This window comes from bacterium (assembly GCA_026129405.1).
Taxonomy (GTDB): Bacteria; Desulfobacterota; Binatia; order DP-6; family DP-6; genus JAHCID01.
In genome coordinates, this window is the sequence record JAHCID010000004.1 from 12,864 (window position 1) to 36,916 (window position 24,053).

A 24,053-nucleotide genomic window follows, 5' to 3' on the forward strand; every position below is an offset into this window, starting at 1 on the left:
CATAACGCGGATAGGGTTGCTTGACGCTCGCCGGAGCCGGCGCCTCTAATGTCGGGATGACCCGCCACGGCGCCGCCGCGATCCTCCTCTCCGCCTGGGTTCTCATCGAGGTCCCCCCCGACACGATGGACAGCCAGGCGCAGGCGCCGGCGATCGGCAAGGCGCGACGCATCCAGACCTTCGCCTCGTACCAGGACTGCGACAACTATCGCATCGAGATCATGCAGGACGAGGCGATGACGGGCAGCGACGTCGGCCTCGACCAGACGAACCAGATGCGCTGCGTGCCCGAGGCGCAGCTGAACCCGGCGCCGACCACCACCACCGTCCCGGCGCCCCCCGGCGGAAGCTGACGGCTCGCCTTGGCCGCCGTGCGGCCGGGGTGTACGACCGACGACGTGGAGCACGGAGCCGAGATCGTCGCGCCACGGCAGCTCTGGATCGGCGGCCGCTGGCGCGCCGCCGCCGACGGCGCGACCTTCCCGGTGATCGACCCGGCCACCGAGGAGCAGATCGCCGCCGTCGCGGACGGCACGGCGGCCGACCTGCTCGACGCGGTCGCGGCGGCCGAGGCCGCGCGCCATGCATGGGCGGCCCGCCCGCCGCGCGAGCGCGGCGAGGTCCTGCGTCGGATTCACGCAGAGATGCTCGCGCACGCCGACGCGCTCGCCGAGCTCATCGTCCGCGAGAACGGCAAAGCGCTCGGCGAGGCGCGCAGCGAGGTGACGTACGCGGCGGAGTTCTTCCGCTGGTATGCCGAGGAGGCCGTGCGCCTCGAGGGCCGCGTGGTGACGGCACCGGGCGGCGCGAACCGCATTCTCGTGCTGCACCAGCCGATCGGCGTCGCCCTGTGCATCACGCCCTGGAACTTCCCCGCGGCCATGGCGACGCGGAAGATCGCGCCCGCGCTGGCCGCGGGATGCGGGGTGGTGCTGAAGCCCGCCAGCGAGACGCCGCTCACGGCGCTCGCGCTCGCGGCACTCTATGCCGCCGCGGGGGTGCCGGCCGGCCTCGTCAACGTCGTGCCCACCCGCCGGCATCGCGAGGCCGTCGGCGCCGCGCTCCGCGATGCGCGCGTGCGCAAGCTGAGCTTCACGGGCTCGACCGAGGTGGGCCGCGCGCTGCTCGCCCAGGCGGCCGAGCGGGTGGTGAAATGCTCGATGGAGCTCGGCGGCAACGCCCCGTTCGTCGTCTTCGCCGACGCCGACCTCGAGGGTGCGATCGCAGGCGCCATGATCGCCAAGATGCGCCACGGCGGCGAGGCGTGCACGGCGGCCAACCGTTTCCTCGTCGAAGCCTCGATCGCGCCGGCGTTCACGGCGCGCCTGGCCGCGGCGATGGGGGCGCTGCGCATGGGGCCCGGCCTGGCGCCCGGCGTCGAGCTCGGCCCGATGGTGAACGCCGCGACGCGCGACAAGATCGACGGGCTGGTACGGACGGCCGTCGCCGGCGGCGCCCGCGTCGTCACCGGAGGGGTGCGGCCGCGCGGGCGCGGCTTCTTCTATCCGCCGACCGTGCTCGCCGACGTCGCACCGGACGCCGCGATCCTGGGTGAGGAGATCTTCGGTCCCGTCGCCCCGATCGTGACCTTCGACGACGAGGCGACGGCCGTGCGGCTCGCGAACGCGACCGAGCACGGGCTCACGGCCTACGTCTTCACCGGCGATCTCGCGCGTGGGCTGCGCGTCGCCGAGCGCATCGAGGCGGGCATGGTCGGCCTCAACCGCGGCCTCGTCTCCGACCCCGCGGCGCCGTTCGGCGGCATGAAGCAGAGCGGCGTCGGACGCGAGGGCGGGCGCGAAGGCCTGCTCGCCTTCACCGAGACGCAGTACGTCGCGGTCGCCTGGTGAGCTCAGGCGAGACGACGCTGCAACGCCTTGATCGACGCGAGCTGCTCGGGCGTCAGCGCGAACCGCGTCGGGCCGAGCTGGCCCTGCACCTCGCGCGAGTCGGCCATGCGCGCGAGCGTCGCCCGCGGGATGTCGATGCGCAGGATCTCCTTGACGCGGCTGCCCTGGCGGACGGCGGTGACCACTTCGGTCTTGTAGGACGTCACCGCACAGTCGTACGGGGTGCCGTCGATCGACAGCATCATGGTCTTCGCGTCGCGGTACGCCGAGCCGGAGCCGTCCGTTTCGATGACGGCCTCGACCTTGCCGGGGTCGCCGGCGACGGTGCGGAACGCGATCCAGTGCCGCGAGCGGGCACCGGCCTCGCGCTCGAGGAGGCTGAACGCGGTCTGGACGCCAGCGCCGTCCCCCTTCGTGGTGACCGTCTCCTCGGCGCGCCGCTCGAGCGCCGCCGCGAGCGGCGCCGACGGGGCCTCGCGCTTCAGGGTGGCCACCTCGTTCTCGAGCTCGGCGACGCGCGCGCGCAGGCGCGCGTTCTCGTCCTCGAGCCGGCGGAGCGCGGCGTCGTCGGCCAGTGCGGGGCCCGCGAGGGCGAGCAGGAGGACGAAGCTCCACAGGGGATGCGACCGCATGGCGCGGGCTGCTATCAGACGGCGTCGCAGCGGGCCAGCACGGTGCTCAGCTGGAGCGACGTCGCAACGTCCGTGGGGCGGGCTCCGGCGCGGGGCCGGCAAAGAGGCGGCCGAGCGCGCTCTTGACGAAGCGGCGCTGGCGCATGACGGCCGCGGGGCTGCGCGGATCCTGCTGCGTGACCGCCTCGAACAGGGCGGCGCTCGCGAAATACCCGAAGATGAGGAGGTAGAGCGCCGAGGCCAGGTGGGGCATGTCGGCCGGCGCCCACGGCGTGCGCGTCTCGGCGAGCGCGCGCAGGCCCTGCTGGTAGAGCGGGCGCAGGAGGCGCGGGATGACGCTCGGCAGGTAGCGCCGATCTTCGAGCGCGGCGCGCTGGATCAGGCGGGGCAGGTGCGGGTGGTCGGCGAGGTAGACGACGAGCCGATCGACGGCCGTTTCGCCCCAGCTGCCCGGCGCGCCCGCCGCTGCGCTCTCCGCGACGAGCCCGAGGATGGGCTCGATGCCGCGCGCGAGCACGGCCTCGTAGAGCGCGCGCTTGTGGCGGAAGTGGTGGTAGAGGCTCGCCTGGTTGCGCAGGCCCGCGTCGGCGGCGATCTCGCGCATGGAGACGCCGGCGAAGCCGCGCTCCGCGAAGCGGCGCTCCGCGGCGTCGAGGATGACGTCGCGCGTCGACGCCGCTTCTCGACCGCGGGCGGCGGCCGGGGTGCGCCGGCTCATGGACGTCTCCTCATGTGCGCGCGTTCCTCCCCGCCGCGCGGGTGCGCGGCCGCCGCTTCCGTAGCCCGAGGCGGTGCGGAAGTCCACGCGCGCCGCGACCGCGCCGGCGTCGGAGCGCGCGCTTGACGCCTCTTTTCGCCCCGGCCTATAGCCCTGACCCTCACGTCAACTTTGCAGCACCCACGCGGGAGGGGTTACGCGATGGTCAAGGGAGCAGTACTTCATGGCTTCCTCGAGCCGCTCAAGATCGAGTCGCTCGAGCTGAAGGCCCCACGTCCGAACGAGGTCGTCGTCAAGCTTGCGGCGAGCGGCGTCTGTCACTCGGACCTGTCCGTGCAGCAGATGAAGCTGCCCTTCCCGCCGCCGGTGGTTCTCGGCCACGAGGGCGCCGGTATCGTCGAGGAGGTCGGCAAGGACGTCACCACGCTCGCGCCGGGCGATCACGTCGTCCTCTCGTGGGTCGAGAACTGCGGCCACTGCCATTACTGCGACAAGGGCACGAGCCACCTCTGCGAAGCCGGCATGCAGTCGATGATGATGGGCCAGGAGGGCGTCTTCACGAAGGACGGCCAGGACATCTCACGCATGGCCGGCGTCGGCTCGTTCGCGGAGCGCACCGTGGTGCGCGCCACCGCCGCCATCAAGGTACCGAAGGACGTGCCGCTCGACCGCGCCTGCCTCGTCGGCTGCGGGGTCATGACCGGCGTCGGCGCGGTCTTCAACACGGCCCGCGTGAAGCCCGGCGAGACGGTCGCGGTGTTCGGCTGCGGCGGCGTCGGCCTCAACGTGATCCAGGGCGCGGCGCTCTCCGGCGCGGCGCGCATCGTCGCCGTCGACCTGTCTCCGAAGAAGCTCGAGATGGCGATGCAGTTCGGCGCCACCGACGCCATCAAGGCGGGCGGCGACACCGATCCGGCCATGGCCATCAAGGACCTCCTCGGCGGCCTCGGCGTCGATTACGCCTTCGAGGTGATCGGCGCGCCGCCGGTGATCCTCCAGGCGTTCAACGCGCTGAAGCGCGGCGGCAAGGTGATCGTCGTCGGCGTGCCCGGCATGGGCACCGACATCACCGTGCCCGGCGCGGCCGTGCCGCTCGAGGAGAAGTCGGTGATCGGCTCGCTCTATGGGTCGGGCAACGTGAAGCGCGACATGCCGCTCCTGATCGATCTCTACATGCGCGGCAAGCTCAAGATCGACGAGCTGGTCTCGCGCCGCATCAAGCTCGACGAGGTGAACGACGCCTTCGCCGCGATGGAGGCGGGCGAGGTCGCCCGTAGCGTCATCGTCTACTGACGCCGGCGGTCGCGCGGCCGGCCCTGGCCGGTCGCGCGACCCCTCGGCGGCCCGTGCTCGAGGCTCGGATGTGCCGGGCGCGCGCCGGCGTGGCGGTCAGGCGCGGGCGCGCGCGCGCTCCGGGGTGAACCGGATCGGCATGCGCTTGATGCCGTTGATGAAGTTGGAGCGCAGGCGCTCGACCGGGCCGGCCAGCTCGATGTCGGGCAGACGGCGCAGCAGCTCCTCGAACATCACCCGGATCTCGAGCCGGGCGAGGTTGGCGCCGAGGCAGAAGTGCGGGCCGATGCCGAAGGCGAGATGCTCGTTCGGCGTGCGGCCGACGTCGAAGCGCTGCGGATCGGCGAACCTGGCCTCGTCGCGGTTCGCGGAGGCATAGAAGAGGACGACCTTGTCGCCCTCCTTGATCGCCTGGCCGCCGAGCTCGACGTCGCGGGTGGCCGTGCGCCGGAACTGATTCACGGGCGTCACCCAGCGCAGCATCTCCTCGACCGCGGCGTCGAGCAGCGACGGATCGGCGAGCAGGCGGGCGCGCTCCTCGGGGTGCTCGATCAGCGCCAGCATGCCGCCGGAGACGAGATTGCGCGTCGTCTCGTTGCCCGCGACCAGCAGCAGCATGAAGAAGCTGTTGAACTCCATCAGCGTCAGCTTGCTGCCGTCGACTTCGGCCTGCATGAGGTCGGTGACGAGGTCTTCGCGCGGGTGCGACAGGCGCTGCTCGGCGAGCGCGTTGGCGTACATGAAGAGCTCGGCGGCGGCGATCTGCGGGACGGCCGGATCCGTCTGGTACTCCGGATCGTCGAAGCCGATCATCTTGTTGCTCCAGTCGAGCACGCGATGGCGGTCGCTCTGCGGCACGCCGATGAGCTCGACGATCACCCGCAGCGGCAGCTCGGCCGAGATCGAGGCGACGAAGTCGCACTCGCCCTGGTGCGCGATCTGGTCGATGATGTCGTTGGTGATCTCGCGGACGTGGGGCTCGAGCCGGCGGATCATCTTGTTCGAGAACCCCGTGCTGACGAGCCGCCGGTACTTCGTGTGCTGCGGCGGGTCGAGGTTCACGAGCATGCCCGCCTGCGGCTCGTACTCGCCGTCCTTCCACGAGCGGAGGATGACGCCGCCGCGCGCCGACGAGAACGTCTTCTGGTCGAGCGACACCTTGAAGACGTCGTCGTAACGCGTGACCGCCCAGAAGCCGATGTCGTTCGGCATCTCGTGCCACGTCACCGGCTCCTCGGCGCGCAGGCGCGTGAAGTCGGCGTGGGGCGGACCCTGCCGAGCGTAACGGTCCTGGTCGAAGAGATCGATTCCCGGCAGCGACATCGGGGCGGGCATACGAAACCAAACGTTTGTTTGTCAAGGTCGATTCCAGGCGCGGCGTGGCGCCTTGCCGAGGCCGGCGGCGAGCGAGACGTCGTCCCGCCGCCGAAGGCGGCGCGGGTCACAGGCGCGCGCTCACCTCGGCGACGGCGCGCTCGGCGGCCTGTAGCGCACCCTCCATGTAGCCGGTCCACGCGGTCGCGGTCTCGGTGCCCGCCCAGTGCACGCGGCCGACGGGGGTGCGCAGCGCCGGTCCGAGCATGACGAGGGTGCCCGGGCTCGGGTTGCCGACCGGACAGCCGCCGCTCCACGCCTCGGTCGACCAGTCCTGCTCGAGCCAGTCGACGGGCTGCTTCGCGGCCGAGCCGAAGCAGCGCGCGAAGACGTCGAGCACGGCGGCGCGGCGCTCGGCCGGATCGCGGCGCCCCCAGGCGCGGGCGGCGTCGCCGACGCCGAAGCCGAGCAGGGCGGGCACGCGGCCGTCGTGCGACGTGTTGTCGAAGGCGACCGCGACCGGGCCGCGGTCGCAGACGAGCTCGCCCGAGTAGCCGGCCTCGCGCCAGAACGGGCGCTCGTAGAGCGCGTGGAACTTGATCGTCGCGCCCATGGGAAAGCGCGCCGTCAGATTGTCGCGGTCCGGCGGCATGCCCGGATCCCAGCGGATGCGCCCGGCGAGCGACGGCGGGATCGCCACGATCGCGTAGCGGCTCCGCCACGTGCCCGCGTCGGTCGCGAGCGAGACGCCCTGCGCGTCCTGCACGACGGCGCGCACCGGCGCGCGCAGCACGACGCGGTCGCCGAGCGCCGCGGCCATGCCGAGCGACACGGCCTGCGCCCCGTCGACGAAGCGCTGCTCCTGGGCGCCGTTCTCGATCTCGACCAGGCTGCGCATGCCGCCCCCGGCGCGGAGATAGGCGAGGAACCACAGCATCGACAGCTCGCCCGCCTCGGCGCCGAAGACGGTGCGCACTGCCGCGTCCATCACGCCGCGCACGTCGCTGCCCATCGGCGTGAGGCGCCGCCAGGCCTCGACCGTGACCGCGTCGGCGAGGGCCGCGAGGCGTGCCGTCCAGGGCGCTTCGGCGGACACGCGCCGCGCGAGCACGTCGGCGCTGCGCAGCAGGACGTGCAGCAGCACGAGCTTGTGCGGCGCCATCGAGGGCAGGGCACCGGCGTAGGACGAGATGCGATCGCCGAGCCACAGGACCTTGCGCCCCTGGTGATGGGTCGGGAAGAGGCGCAGCCCGAGCGCCTCGCACAGCGCGGCCATGCGCGGCTGGTTCGAGCCGCGCCACTGGCCGCCGCGGTCGAACCAGGCGCCGTGGCGCTGCTCGCTCCACGTCCGCCCGCCGACGCGATCCCGGGCCTCGAGCACGACCACCGACGCGCCCTGCGCCGCGAGCGCCCGTGCCGCGCCGAGCCCGGAGATGCCGCCCCCGACGATCGCGACGTCGACCGACGCCGCCGTCATCGGGGCACCGGCGGCAGCGTGACCGGGTCGAGCCGCTCCCAGACGAAGGTGACGCGCCGCCGCCGGATGCGCCACACCTCGCCGTCGCGGGCGAGCGCGTCGCGATAGTGGAGGGCGCAGACGCGGTCGACGAGCCGGTCGCCGTCGTGGTGACGGTGGTAGCAGACGGCATAGCTCTCGCAGCGCGCCACGTCGCCCGCCAGCTCGACCAGCACGTTGCCGCCGAAGTGCATCGTCGACTCGAAGAACGCGAGGCCGCGCTGGATCGCCGCCAGCACCTCGTCGCGCGGGCCGCGGAAGACCGCGTAGTCGAGCTCGGCGTCGTCGCTGAAGCAGCCGCGCACGGCCTCCCAGTCGCGCCGGTCGACGGCCAGGAAGTAGCCGACGACGAGGTCGTGGATCGCGGCGCGGTCGGCCAGTGCCTGGAGGTCGGGGGGAGACACGTCCTCGTCAGTCCTCGCGCGTGACGCGCGTGATCAGCTCCTCGTGCAGCATGAAGAGCGTGAGGTCTCCGTCGATCTTGAGCTTGCCGTCGAGGAACGCGGCGAGACGATCGAGCTCGCCGCGCTGGACGGCGCGCCAGTCCGCGTGCAGCGCGGTGAGCGTGGCGTCGGGGCTGTCGTGGACACCGGGGTGGCGCGTCGCCTCGCTGCCGTGGATGACGACGTACCAGTCGCCGCCGCCGGGCCCGTCGAGCCGCAGCTGGAGGTGTACGGGCGCGGCCGCGTCGCGCGTGCCGACGGTCGTCTGCCTCTGCGCCTCGCCCGGAGGCGGGAGGCCGAGGAGCCGGGCCACGGCCTGCGTCGGCACGTTGTTGGTCGCGAAATCGGGCGACGGCGTGCTGGCGCCGATCGCCTCGAGACGGGTTGCGACGCGCGCCATGATCGCGCCGTAGCGGAAGGCGGCGAACACCTCGTGCCAGTGGGCGTTGCGGACCGGGTGACCGGTGAGCTCGGCGTAGCGCGCCAGCGTGTCGTCTTTGCCGGGGATGCCGTCCAGATGCGGCGCGCCGTAGCCCTCGTTGTTCGCCCAGTCGAGGAAGCACCACCACAGGAGATCGGACTCGGGGTCGCCGAGGAACGCCATCTCCCAGTCGAGCACCGCGACGACGCGGTCGTCGCGGAACATGAGGTTCGGCATGCGCGCGTCGCCCCAGCACAGCGCGGTGCGGGCGGGCGTGAAGCGGTTCGTGCGCAGCCAGGACAGCGCCGCCTCGAGCGTCGGCTGCTCGGGGCCGTCGGCCGTCACCCAGCGCAGATAGCGCTCCCAATACGCGAGCTGGCGGTCGAGCGGGTCGGTACCCGGACCGGGCGCGCCGAGGACGTCGAGGCCGCGCGCCTTCCAGTCGATCGCATGCACGTGGGCGAGCGCCTCGAGGCCGTTCCACCAGATGCCGGGCCGGCGCGCCGGATCGGCGTCGCGGATCCAGCCGTAGACGTGGAACGACGGCACCTCCGACGGCACCTCGCCGTCGACCGCGTCCATGACGTAGAAGGCGCTGCCGAGGACGTCCGGATCGGGCTCGTGCCAGCGTACGTGCGGCACCGGGACGCTCGTGCCCTCGAGCCGCTGCATGACGCCGGTCTGCACGCCGAGGTCGTACTCGGGGAAGACGAGGAAGTCGGTGGGTTGGAGGCGCGCGACCATGCGTCGTGCGCCGCCGCGCCAGGTGGCTTCGAAGAGGAAGGTCTCGTTCGAGACGCCGGCCTTCGGCGCCCGCAGCGCGGAGATCGCGAGATCGCGCGCGTCCGGCATCTTGCTGCGCAGCCAGCTCGTGAGCGCCGCGTGGACGGCGTCGAGATCGCGGTGGCGTCCGAGCATGGTCAGCCTCCGTAGGGCGGGAAGCCGCTGATCGGCGAGCCGCAGGTGAGCCCGCCGTCGACGACGACGGCCGCGCCGGTGATCGCCGAGGACTCGTCGCTGGCGAGGAAGAGGGCGACGTTGGCGATCTCGTCGGGCCGCAGCAGACGTCCGAGCGCGTGCGCCTCGGCGATCGCCTCGCGCGGCTTCGGCGCCACCGCGAGCAGCCGCTCGAGCATCGGCGTCTCGACGACGCCGGGGCAGATGCAGTTCGCCCGGATGCCGCGCCGGCCGTACTCGACGGCGACCGTGCGCGTCAGGTTGATCATGCCGGCCTTCGCCGTGTTGTAGGGCGCGGCCAGGATCTCCGCGACGATGGCCTCGATCGAGGAGGTGTTGACGATCGCGCCGCCGCCGCGGGCCAGCATCGCGGGAATGGCCGCCCGCATCCCGTAGAAGACGCCGGTCAGCATGATGCGGATGCTGACGTCCCAGATCTCGGGATCGAGGTCGCCGACGTAGCCGCCGCCCGACCAGGCGGCGTTGTTGTGGACGACGTCGAGCCCGCCGAAGCGGTCGACTGCGAACGCGACCGTCGCCTCGAGGTCGGCGAGGACGGCGACGTCGGTGTGGCGGAACTCGCCCGTGCCGCCGGCGCGCCGGACTTCGTCGACCACGCGGGCGCCGCCCTCGTCGTCGATGTCGGCGCAGACGACGGACGCGCCTTCGGCCGCGAAGCGGCGGAGCGTCGCGGCGCCGATGCCGGACGCGGCGCCCGTGACGATCGCGACCTTGCCCGCCAGTCGACCCACGGCGGCGCACCATAGAAGGGGCCGTCTCGCGGCGTCAAGAAAACGCGACGGCCCGCGCGTCGCGGGAACGCGCGGGCCGTACGACGGAGGAGGTGTCGGGGACGGATCAGCCGACCGCCACGTCGATGCGGCGCGGCTTCGCCTTCTCCGCCTTCGGCAGCTTCACGGCGAGGACGCCGTTCGTGAGCTTCGCCGTGACCTGCTCGCGGTCGAAGTGCTCACCGCTCGGCAGCGTGAAGCGACGCTGGAAGTTGCCGACGTTGTACTCGGTGTAGAGCGGCGAGAGTCCCTCGTACCCCTGCGTCGAGATGCGGCCGGCGATCGTGAGCACGTCGTCGTGCAGCTCGACCTCGACGTCCTTCTGCGCGACGCCGGGCATGTCGGCCCACAGCCACAGGGCGTCCTCGTTCTCGCGGATGTCGACGTCCGGCACGTAGGTGCGACCGGGGCGGGTGTGCTCGCGCTCCGCGAGCTCCTGCTTCTCCTTGGCCTCGAGTTCCTGGGTCGTCATGTTCGTCTCCTTACGCCGCCTGCACCGTGATCTGGCGCGGCTTGGCGGCGGCATGCTGCGGGATGCGGACGGTGAGCACGCCGCTCGCGTACTCGGCCTTCGCCTGCGAGACGTCGACGTCCTCGGGCAGGATCAGCGTGCGCGAGAAGCGGCCGAACGCACGCTCGCGGCGGTGGAACCCGGCGTTCTGCACGTCGGCGTCGGCCTTGCGCTCACCGCTGACGGTGAGGCGGCGGCGCTCGGCGTTCACCTGGACGTCCGCCGGCGCGACGCCCGGCAGCTCGGTGCGGACCACGAGGCCTTCCGCGTCGCGGAAGACGTTCACCTGCGAGTAGGCGCGCGACGGACCCTGTCCGAAGAACCCCGCGGCCGGATTGCGCCGCCACGAATCGAGCTCCTTCTGGAGCCGGAGCAGATCGCCGAGCGACTGTTGGAAGAGACCCATGACCAGTTACCTCCTTCGCGTCGGCGTCGTCGCCGACCTCGTTGCTGGCGCGAAGGTGGGACCGGTCGCGCGGACGTCAAGGGGGCGTCGCGCGCTCGATGCCCGCGCCGGGCGCGGGTGCCGTGGCGGATGCGGGGCGGGTCAGGCGAGCGCGGCGCGGAGTGCCGCGGCCGACTCGGCGACCGCCCGTGCACCCTGCCCGAGCAGCGGCCCCATGGTGAAGAAGCCGTGGATCATGCCGTCGTAGCGCGTCAGGGTCGTCGGCACGCCGGCCTCGCGCAGGCGACGCGCGTAGGACTCGCCCTCGTCGCGCAGCGGATCGAACTCGGCCGTGATGACGAGCGCCGGCGGCAGCCCGGCGAGGTCCGCCGCCCGCAGCGGCGACGCCGTCGCCGCGGTTCCGGCATCGCCCCCGAGGTAGTGGTTCCAGAACCACACCATCGCTGCCTTGGTGAGGAAGTAGCCGTCGGCGTTCTCGGCGTACGACGCGGTGTCGTAGGAGTGGTCCGTCACCGGGTACACGAGGAGCTGGAGGCGAACGCGGGGACCGCCGCGGTCGCGCGCCTGGATGGCCGTGACGGCGGTGAGGTTGCCGCCCGCGCTGTCGCCGCCGATCGCGAGCCGTGTCGGGTCGGCGCCGAGGGCGGCCGCGTTCGCCGCGGCCCAGACCAGGGCGGCGTAGCAGTCGTCCGCTGCTGCCGGGTAGCGATGCTCCGGCGCCAGTCGGTAATCGATGGAGAGGACCGCACAGCCCGCCTGGTTGGCGAGGCTGCGGCACACGCCGTCGTGCGACTCGAGGCCGCCGAGGACCCATCCGCCGCCGTGGTAGTAGACGAGCAGCGGCAGCGGCGCGTCGCCCGCGGGCCGGTAGAGTCGCGCGGGGATCGTACCGCCGGGCCCGGGCACGGTGCGGTCTTCGACGTGCGCGATCGGCTCGGGCTCGCCCATGAGCCCGCGCATCGACTCCATCAGCAGGCGGGCGTCGGCGACGGGCAACGATTCGAGCGGCGGCGTCCCCATCGCGGCCATCTGATCGAGGAGCTGCTTCGCCTGCGGATCGAGCGCCATGCGGAGCCCATAGCCGCCGGCGTTCGCGGCCGTCAACGCGCGCACGCTTGGACCCGCGGTGGCTGGCGACGTAAAGAAGGACGGTGGTGCCCGACTCGGAGGGAGGCCAATGAGCGACGCGGGGGGAGACGAGGCGGCGCTCGCGGAGGCGGTCGCGCGCGGCGACGTACCCGCGACGGCGCGCGCGCTGGCCCGGCTGCGCGCATGCGGATGGCAGCCCGCGGTGATCGCCGGCCAGCCGTCGCTCCTCCATCGCGCCGTCTCCAGCGGCCTGCCCGGCGCCCGTGCCGTCGCCGAGCTCATGCTGCGCGCCGGCCATCCGATCGATGCGCGCGGTCCGGGCGGCCTGACGCCGCTCCACCAGGCGATCGCCCATGGCGCCGACGAGGTCGCCGCCTGGCTCGTCGACCGTGGCGCCCGCGTCGATCTCGCCGCCGCCGACGGGCGTGCCGCGCTCACGATGGCGATCGCCGCGCCCGGTCCGCACGAGGGCCGGCGCACGACGCTCATCCAGCGCCTGCTCGCCGCCGCGGCGCCGCCGCCCGAGGAGCTGCGGATGCTCCTGCACGCCGCCGTGCGCCAGCAGTCCCCGTCGGTGGTCGAGACGCTGCTCGCGAGCGGTGCGGATGCCGCGGCGGCGGGCGCCGACGGCGAGACCGCGCTGCACGCGCTCGCCGAGCGGGCCACGATCGGCGCCGAGGCCCCGACGGCGATTCTCGACCTCCTGCTCCGGCACGGCGCCGCGCTCGAGGCGCGAGACGCCGCCGGGCGCACCGCCCTCCACCGGGCCACCCGTCGCGACTCGACCATCGTGGCGGCGCTGCTGCTCGATCGCGGCGCCGAGCTCGAGGCCCGCACCGCGGACGGCAGCACGCCGCTGCTGGTGGCCGGCGAGTACCACGACATGGTCGACCTGCTGCTCGCGCGCGGGGCCGACGCCGGCGCCGTCCGCGACGACGGCCGGACGGCGCTCCACGTCGCGGCGGCCGAGGGGCGCCTCGAGACCGTGCGGCGCATGGCGGGCGTCGCTGCGGCGCTCGCGGATCGCAGCGGTGAAACCCCGCTCCACGTGGTGTCGGGCGAGATGGCCGCGGCGATCGTCGATGCGCTCGTCACCGCCGGCGCGGCGCCGAACGCGCGCACGACGAGCGGCCTCACGCCGCTGCACACGGCCGCGCTCGGCGGCGAGCTGGCGGCGGTCACGGCGCTCCTCGCGCGGGGAGCCGACGTCAACGCGCGCTCGACGGCGCCCGGCGAACGCGCCGGGATCGCGATCCCGAGCGGCGCGACCGTTCTCGACCTGGCGGAGCTCGAGGCCGACGGGCCCGTGTCGCCGGCGGACGTCACGCGTCGCCGCGTCGCGGAGGTGCTGCGCGAGCGCGGCGGGGTTCGCGGCGGCGGCATCTTCGGCCGGGTGCGCCGTTTCCTCGGCGGCTGACGCGGGGCCGGGTCAGGCGGTCGGGACGAGGCGCGGAAACCGGCGCCGTGCCCGCGGCGGATCGAAGCACAGCACGTCGAGCCGCCGCCCGAGCTTGCGCGACCGCAGCCGCAGCGGCCGCGCGCCGAGCGGCTCGACCCCGACGCGGCGGCAGCCGTCGCGGTCCACCATCACGGCACCCGCCGCCGACTCGGCGCACAGGACCGCCGCGACGTTGACCGGCTCGCCGATGGCGCCGACCTGCTTCTTGCCCGACGGCCCGACGAAGCCGAGCGTCACCCGCCCGAAGCTCAGCCCGACGCCGAGCCCGATCGGTGTCGTCGCGCGGCCCGCCGCCCGCCACTCGGCGCGCCAGCGCGCGTGCAGCGCATCGAACGCGTGGTGCAGCCGCGGGCACATCTCGTGCACCAGACGATCAACCATCGCCGCCGGCGGGACGCCGGCCAGCTCGGGTAGGAACAGGGCGAGGAAGCCGTCGCCGGTGTACTGGAAGACGACGCCACGGTGCTGCTCGACGGTGGCGGTGAGGACGGTCAGATACTCCTCGAGCAGGTCGGCGAGGTACTGCGTGTCGTCGAGCGCATGCGTGAGCTGCGAGAAGCCGCGCATGTCGAGCGCGAGCACGGCGACGTCGTGCGGATGCGGCACGAGGAGGCCCGGGTGCGCCCGCGGGCGCAGCGGCCCATCCGCCGCAGCCGCGGCGACCCGATCGACGAAGCCGGCCACGGCGCCGCCGAGGTAGCGCACGAGCGCCGATCCGGTCGGGCCGAAGGCTCGCCCCGCCTGCTCGGCGAGTGCCCGCAGCATCGCGTGCGGGAGGCCGGTGAGGTGGACGACGGTCGGCCGCGCCTGCACCTCGCCGAGCCAGCGGACGGCCGGTGCCGGCACGGCGCGGCTCCGTGCCGCCGAAGCCGCGAGCAGGCGCAGCCGTGCCGGCGAGTACCGCACCGCGTCCACCGCCGCCCGGACCGCCGCCCAGACGAGATCGTCCACCGCAACCATGCTCTGAGGCTCCTGCTGCCCGGGCCGCGTACGCGGTCCCGGCTTCCGGGTTACCAGACGCGGCGCGTCAGCGGAATGTGCCTGGAGCCATGGCGCGTGATGCGGCGTCTGCGGTGGCAGATGCCGGCGCGGAGGACGCGGGCAGGTCCCAGAGCGCCAGCCGCCGGTCGGCGTCCGCGGAGACGAGCACGGCGCCGGCCCAGGCGAGGCCGCGCACCTGGCCGTCGTGCCAGCCGAGCGTGTCGACGATGCGGCCGTCGGGCAGGGTGTGGAGGCGGATGCGGCCGGTCCGGTCGGCGGTCGCGGCGCGGCGGCCGTCGGCGGTGACGGCGAGCCGCAGGAGCGGCGTGCCGACGTCGACGCGGGCCTCGGGCTCGCCGCGTGCCGCGTCCCAGACGCGCAGCACGCCGTCCGCCGACGCGGTGACGATGCGCTCGCCGGCGAACGCGACCGCCTCGATACGCTCGCCCGCCTCGCCGAGCGTCCGCGTCGCACCGTCGCCGAGGGAGACGAGCACGAGGGTGCCTTCCTCCGTGCCGACGGCGGCGACGTCGGCCGACGGCGATGCCGCGAGCGCGGTGGCCTCGCCGTCGATCTCGACCGTGCGCCGGGGCGTGCCGTCGGTCGCGTCGAGGACGTGCACCGTGCCGCTGGCGAGCAGGGTGGCGACCAGGCTCGTGCCGTCGGTGCTCCAGGCGACGTGCCGCAGCGGCGGTCCCGGCGCGGCCAGCTCGCGCACGAGACGTCCGGTGGCGAGATCGTGCCGGAACAGGTGCTCGCCGATCGCGAGCACGACGTCGCGTCCGTCGGGCGCGATCGCCATCGCGACGGGCTCCTCGACGTGCGGCGCGTGGCCCGGACCGAGGTCGACCGGCGGTGGCGCCGCCATGCTCGCCGCCAGCGTGCCCTCCGGGAGCCGCCAGACCGTGGTCGGGCTCTCGAGCGCGGCGACCACGACGACGCGGCCGTCGCGCGGCGTCGCGATCGGGCCGACCGCCTGGAGGAACGGCAGCACGCAGCGCGGCAGCGTTCCCTCTCCCGGCTCCGGCGGGAGGCAGCCGCGCACGGACACCGTCGCGGCGCCGGGGGCGCCGGCCCGCAGCGGCACCACGACCGGCAGGCGCAGCGTCTGCCCGGGGCGGTCGACGGCGATCTCGAGGCCGATGGTGTCGCCGGTCAGCGTCGGGCCCTGGGCCTCGAGCACCTCGCCGCGCACGGCGAGCGGGACGGTGGGCGACTCGGGTGCGCCGACGAACGTGACCGAGCCGTGCAGGTCCTGGAGCGACACCGGCTGCCGCCACTCGTCCGTGATCCATACGCGCACGCGCCCGTCCGGCTGCGCCGTCGTCTCCAGCACGACGCGCGGGCCCGCGAAGACGACGCCGCCGTGATGCGGTCCGTGGTCCTGGAGGCCGGGGCGACCCGTCGGGGTGGACGGTTCGCCGCCGCAGGCGACGAGGATCACGGCGGCGAGGACGGCGGCCAACGAGCGCACGCCCGGCGCGTTAGCACGCGTGCCGCCGTGGGGGCGAGCGGTTGACAGCTGCGGCGGTCGGCGTCGAAAAAGCCCCGCCATGCCCGGACGACTCGACGGCACGGCAGCGCCCGGCGCCGGCGGCGGTCGCGCGGCGATCCTCCGCGAGGCCGCGCGGTGACCGGTGATCCGCTCGCGCGCCTGCTGCGCCGCCTCCACCTGACGCCCGCCGGCGCCGACGCCTTCACGAGCGAGCCGGGCCGCGGCGAAGGCCGCGTCTTCGGCGGTATGCTGCTGGCGCAGGGGATGGTCGCGGCCGGACGCACGGGTGCGGAGGGCGTGCCGGCCTCGCTCCACGCGCACTTCCTGCGCCCGGGACGCCACGGCCTGCCGCTCGCGTGGCAGGTCGTGCGGCTGCGTGACGGGTGGGCGTCGGCGGCGCGCTACGTGACCGGCGCCCAGAACGGCGAGACCGTGATCGCGCTCACCGTGAGCTTCACGCGCCAGCGCAGCGGCCTCGCGCACCAGGGCACGATGCCGGTGGTGCGCGGCCCCGAGACGCTCGAGGACTGGGAGGACACGCGCGCGCGGGCCCTCGGCGACGCGACCGCCCGGCGACCCGACGGCCCGATCGAGATGCGCGACGCCGATCCCGAGCTGGTCGGCCGGATGGAGGACCGCGCCGCGGCTCGCCGCTTCTGGGTGCGGCCGCGCGGCCCCCTGCCCGACGATCCCGTGCTGCACGCTGCGCTGCTCGCCTACGCCAGCGACCGCGGGCTGCTGACGACGGCCATGCTGCCGCACGGCATCGCCTGGACGTCGCGCCAGGGCGCCAGCCTCGATCACGCGCTGTGGTTCCACCATCCGCCGCGCTTCGCCGGCTGGGTGCTCTACGCGACCCACAGCCCGGTCGCGGTCGCGGGCCGCGCGCTCGTGCACGGGACGCTGTGGGCGGCCGACGGGTCGCTGGTCGCGTCGACGGCCCAGGAGGGCATCGTCCGCGCGGTGCGCGCTTGAGCACGCCCGACGCCTACGGGCAGCCGTCGGTGACGGGGACGTCGAACCTCGCGCCGATGCCGACGATCGCGCCGCCCGCCGTGAAGCCGATGCAGCCGCCCGGCGCAGCGTAGAAGCGCCCGCGTGCGGTCAGGTCGTCGTCGGCGCTGCCGACGATCGTGCCGCCCGGCCGCGCGTCGAAGGTGCCGTCGAGGACGAGCGGGCCGTCGGTCGCCGAGGCGCGGAACGTCCCGCCCGGGCCGCGCTGCCCGCGCAGGTTCGGCTTGCCCTTCACGCTCACCGCGGCGCCGGTGAGCGTGATCGTGCCGCCGGCGGTGCGGCCCTGGGCGCGCGGCGACGCCGACAGCTGCACGTGCGTCGTGCCGCCGACCGTGATCGTGCCGGCGGGGCCGCTCTTGCCGACGACGGACAGCACGCCGCCGACGGCGACGTCGTCGCCCAGCACCGTGACGGTGCCGCCCCGGCCGCCCTCCATCGCGATGTCGCGCTTCAGCGTGATCTTCGGCGCGGCGACGAGGAAGGTGCCGCCGGTGCCGCTCGTCGCCCGCGCCCGGATGTCGGTCTCGACGAAGACCGGCCCGTGCGTGCTCGAGATCTCGAAGTTGCCGCCCTCGCGGCCGCCGGCGTCCCAATGGCTGCCGAGCGGCATCGTGACGCCCTGCCGGCCGCGCAGGATCGCCTCGCCCGCCGGCGTGTCGGGACGCCCGCGCACGTCGGTGCGGCAGGCGCGGCAATCGATCACGCCCTGCGCCTCGATGCGCACGCGCCCCGCCGGCGAGCCGGCCGTGCCGCTGGTGGGCGCCATGACGTTGCCGCGCAGCGCGATCGTGCCGCCGGCCTCGAGCAGGACGCGGCCCGGCGTGACGTCGCCGGCGCTGCGGATGCGCGCCCGCGTCTCCAGGTCGCCGTCGGTGCGCAGCGTGATCTGCGGCCCGGCGGCGCCGCTCTGGCCCTCGATGCCGCCGGCGACCAGCATGCTGCCGGCGCGCAGCGCGAGCACGCCGCCGGCGGGCACCGTGAGCTTGCCTTGCACGACGAGGCGGCGGCTGCCGAAGTCGAGCTCGCACGGGCTCGACACGGTGACGGGTGCGACGACGCACGGGTCGCCGGTGCACAGCGCATCGGGACCGGTGCAGGTGACCTGTGCCCGGGCGGCGGCGGCCCCTCCCAGCGCGGCGAGCACGATGACGACGGCACGACGCGGGCCCATGGGCTCGGGCTACGGCAGCCGGGCGGGCGCGGCAACCCGGGTCAGCGCCAGTCGTCGAGGACGAAGGAGCCGGGCTCGTCCCAGCCGGACACGCCGTCGCGGCTCATCGATACGCCCTGGATGGCCGTGCGGAAGCCGCGGGCCGTCAGCGCTTCCCAGGCGGCGCGGCGTGCGGTGTTGACGCCCGCGAGCACGGTGTGTGCGCCGCGGGCCGCCGCGAGGCCGTCGACGCCGTCGAGCAGGCGCGCGAAGCGGGCGGCCGCGTCGGGCCCGGGTCGCACGGCGCCGAACTTCACGTAGCAGGTGTCGCTGCCGGCCTCGCTGCCGGTGCCGAGGTGGCATAGCGCGAGGCCCCCGACGCGTTCGCCGTCGCGCACGAGGACGGTGTCGCCGAGGCCCTGGCCGGCGACGGCGTCGATCTCGGCCGTGAGGTCGAGGCCGGGAAAGACCGCGCCGGTGCAGGCGCGACCGGCGGCGAGCACGGCGTCGCGCTCCCCCGATGGCACGGCGGAGAGCGGGTCGGGCGGCGGCGTGCCGGCCGGCACGTCGCGCGCGAGGACGACCGTCAGGAAGCGCGGCCAGAAGCCGTGGCGGCGGTAGAGCGTCACGTGCTTCGCGCTTTCCGCGAAGGTGAAGATGCCGGCGTGGCGCACCTCCCAGCGCGCGAAGCAGTCGAGGACGGGGACGAGGAGCTTGCGGCCGACGCCCGCGTTCCACAGCGACGGCGCGACCGAGAGCGGGCCGAAGAACCCGAAGCTGCCCCAGCGGCTCGCCAGGTTCGAGCCGACGAGGACGCCGTCGCGCTCGGCGACGAAGGCCGCGTCGGGCGCGGCCCGCCAGCGGGGCCGGACCCAGTCGGAGTCGCCGGCGAACGCCATCGGGTCGGGGAGGCCGACGAAGGTCCCGAACGCGAGCCGGAAGACGCGGTCCGCGGCGTCGAGGTCGGCCTCGACCATCGGCCGCACGCGGACCGCGCCGGCGTCGCTCACTGCGATAGTCCGTAGAAGCGCGCCGCGTTGCCGCCCGCGACCTTCGCGCGCACGTCCTCGGAGATGTCGTCGCGCGTGCGCAGCGGCCTGGTCGCGTTCGGGAAGTCGCTGTCCCAGTGCGGATAGTCGCTCGCCCACATGACGAAGTGGTCGCCGAGCTGCTCGACGGCGAGCGGCAGGCCGCACTCCTCGGCCTCGAAGCTCACGTAGAGCTGGCCGCGCGCGATGTAGTCCTTGGGATGCCGCTTGCACTCGGGCGTCAGGCGGCCGCGCTTCTCGAGGTGCTCCTCCATGCGCTCCATGAAGTAGGGCACCCAGCCGATGCCCGACTCGAGCAGCGCCACGCGCAGCGTCGGATGACGCTCGAAGACGCCGCCCAGGACGAGCGCCGTCGACGCCACCATCATGTCGAACGGGAAGCTCACGCAGTGCACCTGCAGGTAGTTGTCGAAGCGGTGCGAGCCCAGGTTGGGCAGATGGATGCCGGGGGCGCCGTGGATGCCGAGCGGCATCTCGAGGTCGGCGGCCGCGGCCCAGAACGGCTCCAGGTCGGGATGGTCGAGGTTCCGCGACTTGAGCACCGCCGGCACCATGGTGGCGACCAGCCCGAGCTCCTTCGCCTCGCGCATGATCGCGATCGACGTCGGTACGTCCTCGATCGGCACGAGGCCGACGCCGAAGAAGCGGCCCTTCCCGCGGCCGCACCAGTCGGCCATCCAGGCATTGTAGGCGCGCGCCATGTCGGCGGCGAAGCGCTGGTCCTCGTAGCCCGGCAGCCCGAGCGCGGCGCTCGGGAAGAAGACCATGCGCTCGATGCCCTCCTTGTCGGCGTCGGCGAGGACGCCGTCGGCGCTGAAGGGATTGGCGCCGCGGTCGAGGCACATGCCTTCCTCGGCCTTGCAGCCGGCGCCGGGGCCGGACGACTGCGGATAGGCGCGGCCCTCGATGACGAGGGCGGTGCCTTCGCCGGGCTGCGCGAAGCGGACCTTGTCGGGGAAGCGCTCCATGATCTGCATCATGAACTCGCCGCCCTCGACCACGTGGGCGTCGCTGTCGACCACTCGAAGAGCCATCGCGTCCTCCTAGACGACGCCGCCGTCGCGCAGGCGGCCGATGTCGGCGGGCGACAGGCCGAGGCCTGCCAGCACCGCGTCGGTGTGCTCGCCGAACCCGGCCGGCGGCGTACGGACGGACGCGGGCGTCTCGGAGAGCTTGATGGGCGGGCCGATGTAGCGCTTCGGGCCCGCCGGCGTGTCGGTTTCGATCACCATGCCGCGCGCGCGCAGCTGGGGGTCGTCGTAGGCCTCGGCGATGTCGAGCACCGGGCCGAAGCAGATGTCCTTCGCGCCCAGCTCGGCCATCCACTCGTCGCGCGTCTTCTCGCGGAAGGCGGCGCGCAGGACGGCGAAGATCTCGTCGCGGCGCTCGCCCTCCGCCCACTGGTCGGCGATGAAGTCCTCGCGCCCGAGGTGGCGGCACAGGGTCGCCCAGAAGTGGCCCTCGTAGGCGCCGACGGTGACGAACCTGTCGTCGCGGCAGGCGTAGACCGCGTAGCAGGGAAACGAGCCCGTCAGCTGCTCGCGCCCGCGCTGCGGCAGCGCCTCGCGGTACCAGTGCAGCACCTGGTGCGCGACGTTCCACGATGCGGCGCCATCGAGCATGGCGACGTCGACCATCTGGCCGCGCCCGCTCTCGTCGCGCGCCATCAGCGCCGACAGGATACCGATCGCGGCCATGAGCGAGCCGGCGCCGACGTCGGCCACCTGCACGCCGGGGATCATCGGCGGACCCTCGGGCGGGCCGCAGTATTCGAGCACGCCGGCGTAGCCGAGGTAGTTGACGTCGTGGCCGACCTTGTCGCGGTACGGCCCGTCCTGGCCGTAGCCCGAGATGGCGCAGTAGACGAGACGCGGGTTGCGTGCGCGCAGCGTCTCGCAGTCGAGCCCAAGCCGGGCCATCACACCGGGCCGGAAGCCCTCGAGCACGACGTCGGCCTCGCCGGCCAGGCGCAGGAAGAGGTCGCGGCCCTCGGGCGTCTTCAGGTTCAGCGTCATGTGGCGCTTGTTGCGGGCCAGGAACGGGATGCCCATCTGGAACGGATCGTTCGGCGCCGAGATCACGAGGACGTCCATCCCGAGGTCGGCGAGCACGGTGGAGCAGAACGGACCGGGGAGCTGACGCGAAAGGTCGAGCATCCGGTAGCGGCGCAGCGGCGGCGTCGAACGCATGTTCGATTTCGGGTGCTAGCGCGACGGCTTCGAAGGCGTCAACCGCAGCAGCGTCCTATGGGCTCGCGGCCTTCGCCGCTTCGCGCGCTGCCGCGAGCCCCCGCTGCGCGGCGACGCTGTTCGGCTCGAGCCGCAGCGCCTCCTCGAGGATCGGGATCGCCTCGGCCGGGCGCCCCTGGCGGCGGAGCGCGACGCCGAGGTTGATGCGCGCGCCGACCTGGCTCGGGTCGGCGTCGAGGACCGCGCGCAGGTTCTTCTCGGCCTCGGCGGGCTCGCCGGCTTCGAGTTGCACTGCGGCGAGGCCGGTGCGCGCCGCGGTCTGGGTGGGGTCGCCGGCGAGCGCGCGCTCGTAGGCGAGCGCCGCCTCCGCGGTGTTCTTCGTGCGCAGGAGGACCGCACCGACCGTGAGCATCGCCGGCGCGTCGTCCTGCCCCACGCCCAGCGCACGCAGCGCCGCCGTGCGGGCGTCGTCGGCATCGCCCGCCATGAGCGACTGCATCGCCACGGTGGCCCAGCCGCGCGTGAGGTTCGTGCGCACCGTCTCCAGCACCGGCTCGGGCGTGTCGCGGCCCATGAGGAGGGCGAGCACGACCTCCGCCTGCGGCAGCGCGTCCGCCAGCCGGTCCTGCGCCTGCAGCGCGGCGCCGAGCGCCGTGCGCGCGAAGGCGTTCTGGCCGTCGACCTCGACCGCGCGCGTCCACAGCGCGACGTCGTCGTGCCAGTACTGCGTCTGGCGCCACGTCGCCGCGCCGAGCCCGAGGATGGCGACGCCCGCGAGCGCGCCGATCGCCGCGGCGCGTGCCGGTGAGGTCCCGAACGCCGCGTAGAGCCCGCCCGCGGCGAGCGCGAAGAAGGGCAGGGTGGCGAGATGCGCGTAGCGGTCGGCGACCAGCTGCGGCCCCACCTGCGCGAGCCCGAGGACGGGCGACACGATGACGACGTACGCGGCGACGGCCGCGAGCAGCGCGGGCCAGCGGCGCCGCTGGACCACGAGCAGCGCGGCGGCGGCGAGGAGCAGGACGATCGGCGCCCCGAAGCGCGGCTCCGCCGGATCGAGCGGCGGCACCAGCTCGTGGAGCGGCGAGAGGCCGGTCGGCACCAGCGTCGTCCACGGGTACCAGACGAGCCCGTATGCCGCCTGGACGAGGCGGCTCGGGAGTGGATGGTTCTCGAGGCCCGTCGGCATCGCCGCCTGCGCGAGGCGCGTCGCCGCCGCGGCGAGCAGCGCGAGCACGACGAACGGCAGCTTCTCGAGCAGGATGGCGCCCACGCGCTCGCGGCCGAAGCGGCGCAGCGGCCAGGCGTCGACGATCAGCAGCACGGCGGGCAGGGTGATGGCCCACGCCTTGCCGAGCAGCGACAGCGCCGTCGCTGCGACGGCCGCCGCGAGCCATGGGCCGCGGCGGCGGCCGGGAGCGTGGGCGCGCAGATACGCGAGCACCGCCGCGAGCCAGAACAGCGTCGAGACGAGGTCGCGGCGCTCGGTCACCCAGGCGACCGACTCGACGCGCAGGGGATGCAGCGCCCAGGCCGCGGCGGCGAGCGTGGCGGCGAGCGTCACGCGGGCGGCGGCGACGGGCGGCGGCTCCGCCGCGCGGAGCAGGGCGGCGAGCACCGCCATGACGAGGACCGCGGCGAGGGCATGCCAGGCGAGGTTCGTCAGGTGGTAGCCGCGCGGCTCCATGTCCCAGGCGGCGTGGTCGACGGCGAGCGTCAGCCAGGCGAGCGGCTGCCAGTGCCCGCCGACGGTGGCCGTCGCCATCCAGCGCAGGTGCGCCGGCGAGAGGCCCCGGAAGGCGAGGTTCTCGGTGACGGTGATGTTGTCGTCGTAGTCGACGAAGCCGTTCTGGAGCGTGGGAGAGAACGCGACCGCGACGAGGACGACGAGGGCGGCCGCACAGAGCCAGCGCAGCATGCGCGGCGCGGTATACCGGCTCCGGCCCGGGCGGGCCACTTGCGGCGCTACTGGCCCGTGAAGATGGGCTTGCGCTTCTCCTTGAACGCCTTCGTGCCCTCGCGGCAGTCGGCCGACATCGACACCGGGATGCCGAGCTCCAGCTCCTTCTCGAGGGCTTCCTCCGGCGACAGCTCCATGCCGAGGACGACCGAGCGCTTCACCGCCTGCACCGCGAGCGGCCCGGCTTCCTGGATGATGCGCGCGTAGCGCAGCGCCTCGGGCATCACCTGGTCGGGCGGCACGACCTTGTTGACGAGGCCCATCTGCATGGCGCGCTCGGCCGAGAGCTGCTCGCCGGTGAGGAGGATCTCCATCGCGTGGCAGTAGGGGATCTGGCGCGGCAGGCGGACCGTGGAGCCGCCCATCGGGAAGAGGCTCCACTTCACCTCGGCGAGGCCGAAGCGGGCGTCGTCGCCGGCGACGCGGATGTCGGTGCAGGTGAGCATCTCGGTGCCGCCCGCGACGCAGAAGCCGCGGATGGCCGCGATGATCGGCTTCCACACCTTGTAGTTGCGCAGCAGCCCTTTGTAGATGATCGCGGTGTCGTTGCGGACGCGCTCGTCGTACTCGGTCTCCGGCGGGCGCAGGCCCTGGAGCATGCGCACGAGGCGGTCGAGGTCGGCGCCGGCGCAGAACGCCTTGTCGCCCGCGCCGGTGAAGATGGCGACGCGGACCGCGTCGTCGTCGTTGACGTCCTGCCACGCGTCGGCGAGGCGGCAGAGCATCTCGGTGTTGATGGCGTTGCGCACCTCGGGACGGTTCATCGTCACGAAGGCGATGCCGTCGCGCTTCTCGTAGAGGACGGCGGGCTCGGCCAT

23 protein-coding genes are annotated in these 24,053 nt (G+C 74.0%); 5 read left to right on the forward strand and 18 right to left on the reverse strand.

The window, feature by feature from the left end:
• The first annotated feature begins 56 nt into the window (after nucleotides 1-56).
• Together KIT14_15750 and KIT14_15755 are read left to right on the forward strand one after the other, a co-directional pair.
• Nucleotides 57-353: a hypothetical protein gene (locus tag KIT14_15750; GenBank protein ID MCW5891978.1), complete on the forward strand. Its 297-nt coding sequence runs from the start codon at nucleotides 57-59 to the stop codon at nucleotides 351-353.
• Nucleotides 354-371: 18 nt separating this feature from the next.
• The gene (locus KIT14_15755; GenBank protein MCW5891979.1) at nucleotides 372-1,850 is read left to right on the forward strand and encodes an NAD-dependent succinate-semialdehyde dehydrogenase; all 1,479 of its coding nucleotides are present in this window, start codon (nucleotides 372-374) and stop codon (nucleotides 1,848-1,850) included.
• 2 nt (nucleotides 1,851-1,852) lie between these two features.
• Here the strand turns inward: KIT14_15755 and KIT14_15760 are convergent, their stop codons facing one another.
• Nucleotides 1,853-2,482 (reverse strand): hypothetical protein, encoded by a 630-nt coding sequence (locus KIT14_15760; GenBank protein MCW5891980.1) that lies wholly within the window; start codon nucleotides 2,480-2,482, stop codon nucleotides 1,853-1,855.
• Nucleotides 2,483-2,528: 46 nt separating this feature from the next.
• On the reverse strand, nucleotides 2,529-3,200 hold the full coding sequence (locus KIT14_15765; GenBank protein MCW5891981.1) for a TetR/AcrR family transcriptional regulator: 672 nt from the start codon (nucleotides 3,198-3,200) through the stop codon (nucleotides 2,529-2,531).
• Between the two features lie 201 nt (nucleotides 3,201-3,401).
• Between KIT14_15765 and KIT14_15770 the strand changes: the two genes are divergently transcribed.
• Nucleotides 3,402-4,493, forward strand: coding sequence for a Zn-dependent alcohol dehydrogenase (locus KIT14_15770; protein MCW5891982.1), 1,092 nt, complete (start codon nucleotides 3,402-3,404; stop codon nucleotides 4,491-4,493).
• Between the two features lie 96 nt (nucleotides 4,494-4,589).
• On the opposite strand, the gene KIT14_15775 is transcribed toward KIT14_15770, so the two are convergent.
• From KIT14_15775 to KIT14_15810, 8 genes are all read right to left on the reverse strand, one after another.
• Nucleotides 4,590-5,816, reverse strand: coding sequence for a cytochrome P450 (locus tag KIT14_15775; GenBank protein ID MCW5891983.1), 1,227 nt, complete (start codon nucleotides 5,814-5,816; stop codon nucleotides 4,590-4,592).
• A 118-nt stretch (nucleotides 5,817-5,934) separates the two neighbouring features.
• Nucleotides 5,935-7,284: an FAD-dependent oxidoreductase gene (locus KIT14_15780; GenBank protein MCW5891984.1), complete on the reverse strand. Its 1,350-nt coding sequence runs from the start codon at nucleotides 7,282-7,284 to the stop codon at nucleotides 5,935-5,937.
• Nucleotides 7,281-7,727: a nuclear transport factor 2 family protein gene (locus KIT14_15785; protein ID MCW5891985.1), complete on the reverse strand. Its 447-nt coding sequence runs from the start codon at nucleotides 7,725-7,727 to the stop codon at nucleotides 7,281-7,283. Before KIT14_15785 ends, KIT14_15780 begins: the two co-directional genes overlap by 4 nt.
• Nucleotides 7,728-7,734: 7 nt before the next feature.
• Nucleotides 7,735-9,105 (reverse strand): phosphotransferase, encoded by a 1,371-nt coding sequence (locus KIT14_15790; GenBank protein MCW5891986.1) that lies wholly within the window; start codon nucleotides 9,103-9,105, stop codon nucleotides 7,735-7,737.
• A gap of 2 nt (nucleotides 9,106-9,107) precedes the next feature.
• Complete coding sequence (locus tag KIT14_15795; protein ID MCW5891987.1) at nucleotides 9,108-9,896, reverse strand: SDR family oxidoreductase; 789 nt, start codon at nucleotides 9,894-9,896, stop codon at nucleotides 9,108-9,110.
• Between the two features lie 106 nt (nucleotides 9,897-10,002).
• Entirely contained in the window at nucleotides 10,003-10,407 is a 405-nt protein-coding gene (locus KIT14_15800; GenBank protein MCW5891988.1) for an Hsp20/alpha crystallin family protein, read from the reverse strand.
• Nucleotides 10,408-10,417: 10 nt separating this feature from the next.
• Entirely contained in the window at nucleotides 10,418-10,852 is a 435-nt protein-coding gene (locus tag KIT14_15805; GenBank protein ID MCW5891989.1) for an Hsp20/alpha crystallin family protein, read from the reverse strand.
• A 141-nt stretch (nucleotides 10,853-10,993) separates the two neighbouring features.
• Nucleotides 10,994-11,920: an alpha/beta hydrolase gene (locus tag KIT14_15810; protein MCW5891990.1), complete on the reverse strand. Its 927-nt coding sequence runs from the start codon at nucleotides 11,918-11,920 to the stop codon at nucleotides 10,994-10,996.
• A 109-nt stretch (nucleotides 11,921-12,029) separates the two neighbouring features.
• Here KIT14_15810 and KIT14_15815 point away from each other — a divergent pair, with 109 nt between their 5' ends.
• Complete coding sequence (locus KIT14_15815) at nucleotides 12,030-13,358, forward strand: ankyrin repeat domain-containing protein (GenBank protein ID MCW5891991.1); 1,329 nt, start codon at nucleotides 12,030-12,032, stop codon at nucleotides 13,356-13,358.
• 12 nt (nucleotides 13,359-13,370) lie between these two features.
• On the opposite strand, the gene KIT14_15820 is transcribed toward KIT14_15815, so the two are convergent.
• Both KIT14_15820 and KIT14_15825 read right to left on the reverse strand, forming a co-directional pair.
• On the reverse strand, nucleotides 13,371-14,360 hold the full coding sequence (locus KIT14_15820) for an adenylate/guanylate cyclase domain-containing protein (protein ID MCW5891992.1): 990 nt from the start codon (nucleotides 14,358-14,360) through the stop codon (nucleotides 13,371-13,373).
• A gap of 67 nt (nucleotides 14,361-14,427) precedes the next feature.
• A complete protein-coding gene (locus KIT14_15825) occupies nucleotides 14,428-15,855 on the reverse strand; it encodes a hypothetical protein (protein MCW5891993.1) in 1,428 nt (475 codons plus the stop codon).
• A gap of 156 nt (nucleotides 15,856-16,011) precedes the next feature.
• Between KIT14_15825 and KIT14_15830 the strand changes: the two genes are divergently transcribed.
• Nucleotides 16,012-16,851, forward strand: a complete 840-nt coding sequence (locus KIT14_15830) for a thioesterase family protein (GenBank protein MCW5891994.1) — start codon at nucleotides 16,012-16,014, stop codon at nucleotides 16,849-16,851.
• 13 nt (nucleotides 16,852-16,864) lie between these two features.
• Here KIT14_15830 and KIT14_15835 read toward each other — a convergent pair whose 3' ends face one another.
• From KIT14_15835 to KIT14_15860, 6 genes are read right to left on the reverse strand one after another with little or no spacing between them, the layout of a single operon-like run.
• Nucleotides 16,865-18,061 (reverse strand): hypothetical protein, encoded by a 1,197-nt coding sequence (locus tag KIT14_15835; protein ID MCW5891995.1) that lies wholly within the window; start codon nucleotides 18,059-18,061, stop codon nucleotides 16,865-16,867.
• A 41-nt stretch (nucleotides 18,062-18,102) separates the two neighbouring features.
• Entirely contained in the window at nucleotides 18,103-19,017 is a 915-nt protein-coding gene (locus tag KIT14_15840; protein ID MCW5891996.1) for a GNAT family N-acetyltransferase, read from the reverse strand.
• 29 nt (nucleotides 19,018-19,046) lie between these two features.
• The gene (locus KIT14_15845; protein MCW5891997.1) at nucleotides 19,047-20,123 is read right to left on the reverse strand and encodes an amidohydrolase; all 1,077 of its coding nucleotides are present in this window, start codon (nucleotides 20,121-20,123) and stop codon (nucleotides 19,047-19,049) included.
• Between the two features lie 9 nt (nucleotides 20,124-20,132).
• Nucleotides 20,133-21,278, reverse strand: a complete 1,146-nt coding sequence (locus KIT14_15850; protein ID MCW5891998.1) for a CoA transferase — start codon at nucleotides 21,276-21,278, stop codon at nucleotides 20,133-20,135.
• Between the two features lie 55 nt (nucleotides 21,279-21,333).
• The gene (locus KIT14_15855) at nucleotides 21,334-23,193 is read right to left on the reverse strand and encodes a tetratricopeptide repeat protein (protein ID MCW5891999.1); all 1,860 of its coding nucleotides are present in this window, start codon (nucleotides 23,191-23,193) and stop codon (nucleotides 21,334-21,336) included.
• Between the two features lie 47 nt (nucleotides 23,194-23,240).
• A complete protein-coding gene (locus KIT14_15860; protein MCW5892000.1) occupies nucleotides 23,241-24,053 on the reverse strand; it encodes an enoyl-CoA hydratase/isomerase family protein in 813 nt (270 codons plus the stop codon).

Bases quoted from the DNA above. Each gene is read 5' to 3' on its own strand.
- KIT14_15750 (MCW5891978.1), top strand. From the start codon at position 57: ATGACCCGCCACGGCGCCGCCGCGATCCTCCTCTCCGCCTGGGTTCTC.
- KIT14_15760 (MCW5891980.1), bottom strand. From the start codon at position 2,482: ATGCGGTCGCATCCCCTGTGGAGCTTCGTCCTCCTGCTCGCCCTCGCG.
- KIT14_15765 (MCW5891981.1), bottom strand. From the start codon at position 3,200: ATGAGCCGGCGCACCCCGGCCGCCGCCCGCGGTCGAGAAGCGGCGTCG.
- KIT14_15770 (MCW5891982.1), top strand. From the start codon at position 3,402: ATGGTCAAGGGAGCAGTACTTCATGGCTTCCTCGAGCCGCTCAAGATC.
- KIT14_15775 (MCW5891983.1), bottom strand. From the start codon at position 5,816: ATGTCGCTGCCGGGAATCGATCTCTTCGACCAGGACCGTTACGCTCGG.
- KIT14_15780 (MCW5891984.1), bottom strand. From the start codon at position 7,284: ATGACGGCGGCGTCGGTCGACGTCGCGATCGTCGGGGGCGGCATCTCC.
- KIT14_15790 (MCW5891986.1), bottom strand. From the start codon at position 9,105: ATGCTCGGACGCCACCGCGATCTCGACGCCGTCCACGCGGCGCTCACG.
- KIT14_15800 (MCW5891988.1), bottom strand. From the start codon at position 10,407: ATGACGACCCAGGAACTCGAGGCCAAGGAGAAGCAGGAGCTCGCGGAG.
- KIT14_15805 (MCW5891989.1), bottom strand. From the start codon at position 10,852: ATGGGTCTCTTCCAACAGTCGCTCGGCGATCTGCTCCGGCTCCAGAAG.
- KIT14_15810 (MCW5891990.1), bottom strand. From the start codon at position 11,920: ATGGCGCTCGATCCGCAGGCGAAGCAGCTCCTCGATCAGATGGCCGCG.
- KIT14_15815 (MCW5891991.1), top strand. From the start codon at position 12,030: ATGAGCGACGCGGGGGGAGACGAGGCGGCGCTCGCGGAGGCGGTCGCG.
- KIT14_15820 (MCW5891992.1), bottom strand. From the start codon at position 14,360: ATGGTTGCGGTGGACGATCTCGTCTGGGCGGCGGTCCGGGCGGCGGTG.
- KIT14_15835 (MCW5891995.1), bottom strand. From the start codon at position 18,061: ATGGGCCCGCGTCGTGCCGTCGTCATCGTGCTCGCCGCGCTGGGAGGG.
- KIT14_15840 (MCW5891996.1), bottom strand. From the start codon at position 19,017: ATGGTCGAGGCCGACCTCGACGCCGCGGACCGCGTCTTCCGGCTCGCG.
- KIT14_15845 (MCW5891997.1), bottom strand. From the start codon at position 20,123: ATGGCTCTTCGAGTGGTCGACAGCGACGCCCACGTGGTCGAGGGCGGC.
- KIT14_15850 (MCW5891998.1), bottom strand. From the start codon at position 21,278: ATGCGTTCGACGCCGCCGCTGCGCCGCTACCGGATGCTCGACCTTTCG.
- KIT14_15855 (MCW5891999.1), bottom strand. From the start codon at position 23,193: ATGCTGCGCTGGCTCTGTGCGGCCGCCCTCGTCGTCCTCGTCGCGGTC.
- KIT14_15860 (MCW5892000.1), bottom strand. From the start codon at position 24,053: ATGGCCGAGCCCGCCGTCCTCTACGAGAAGCGCGACGGCATCGCCTTC.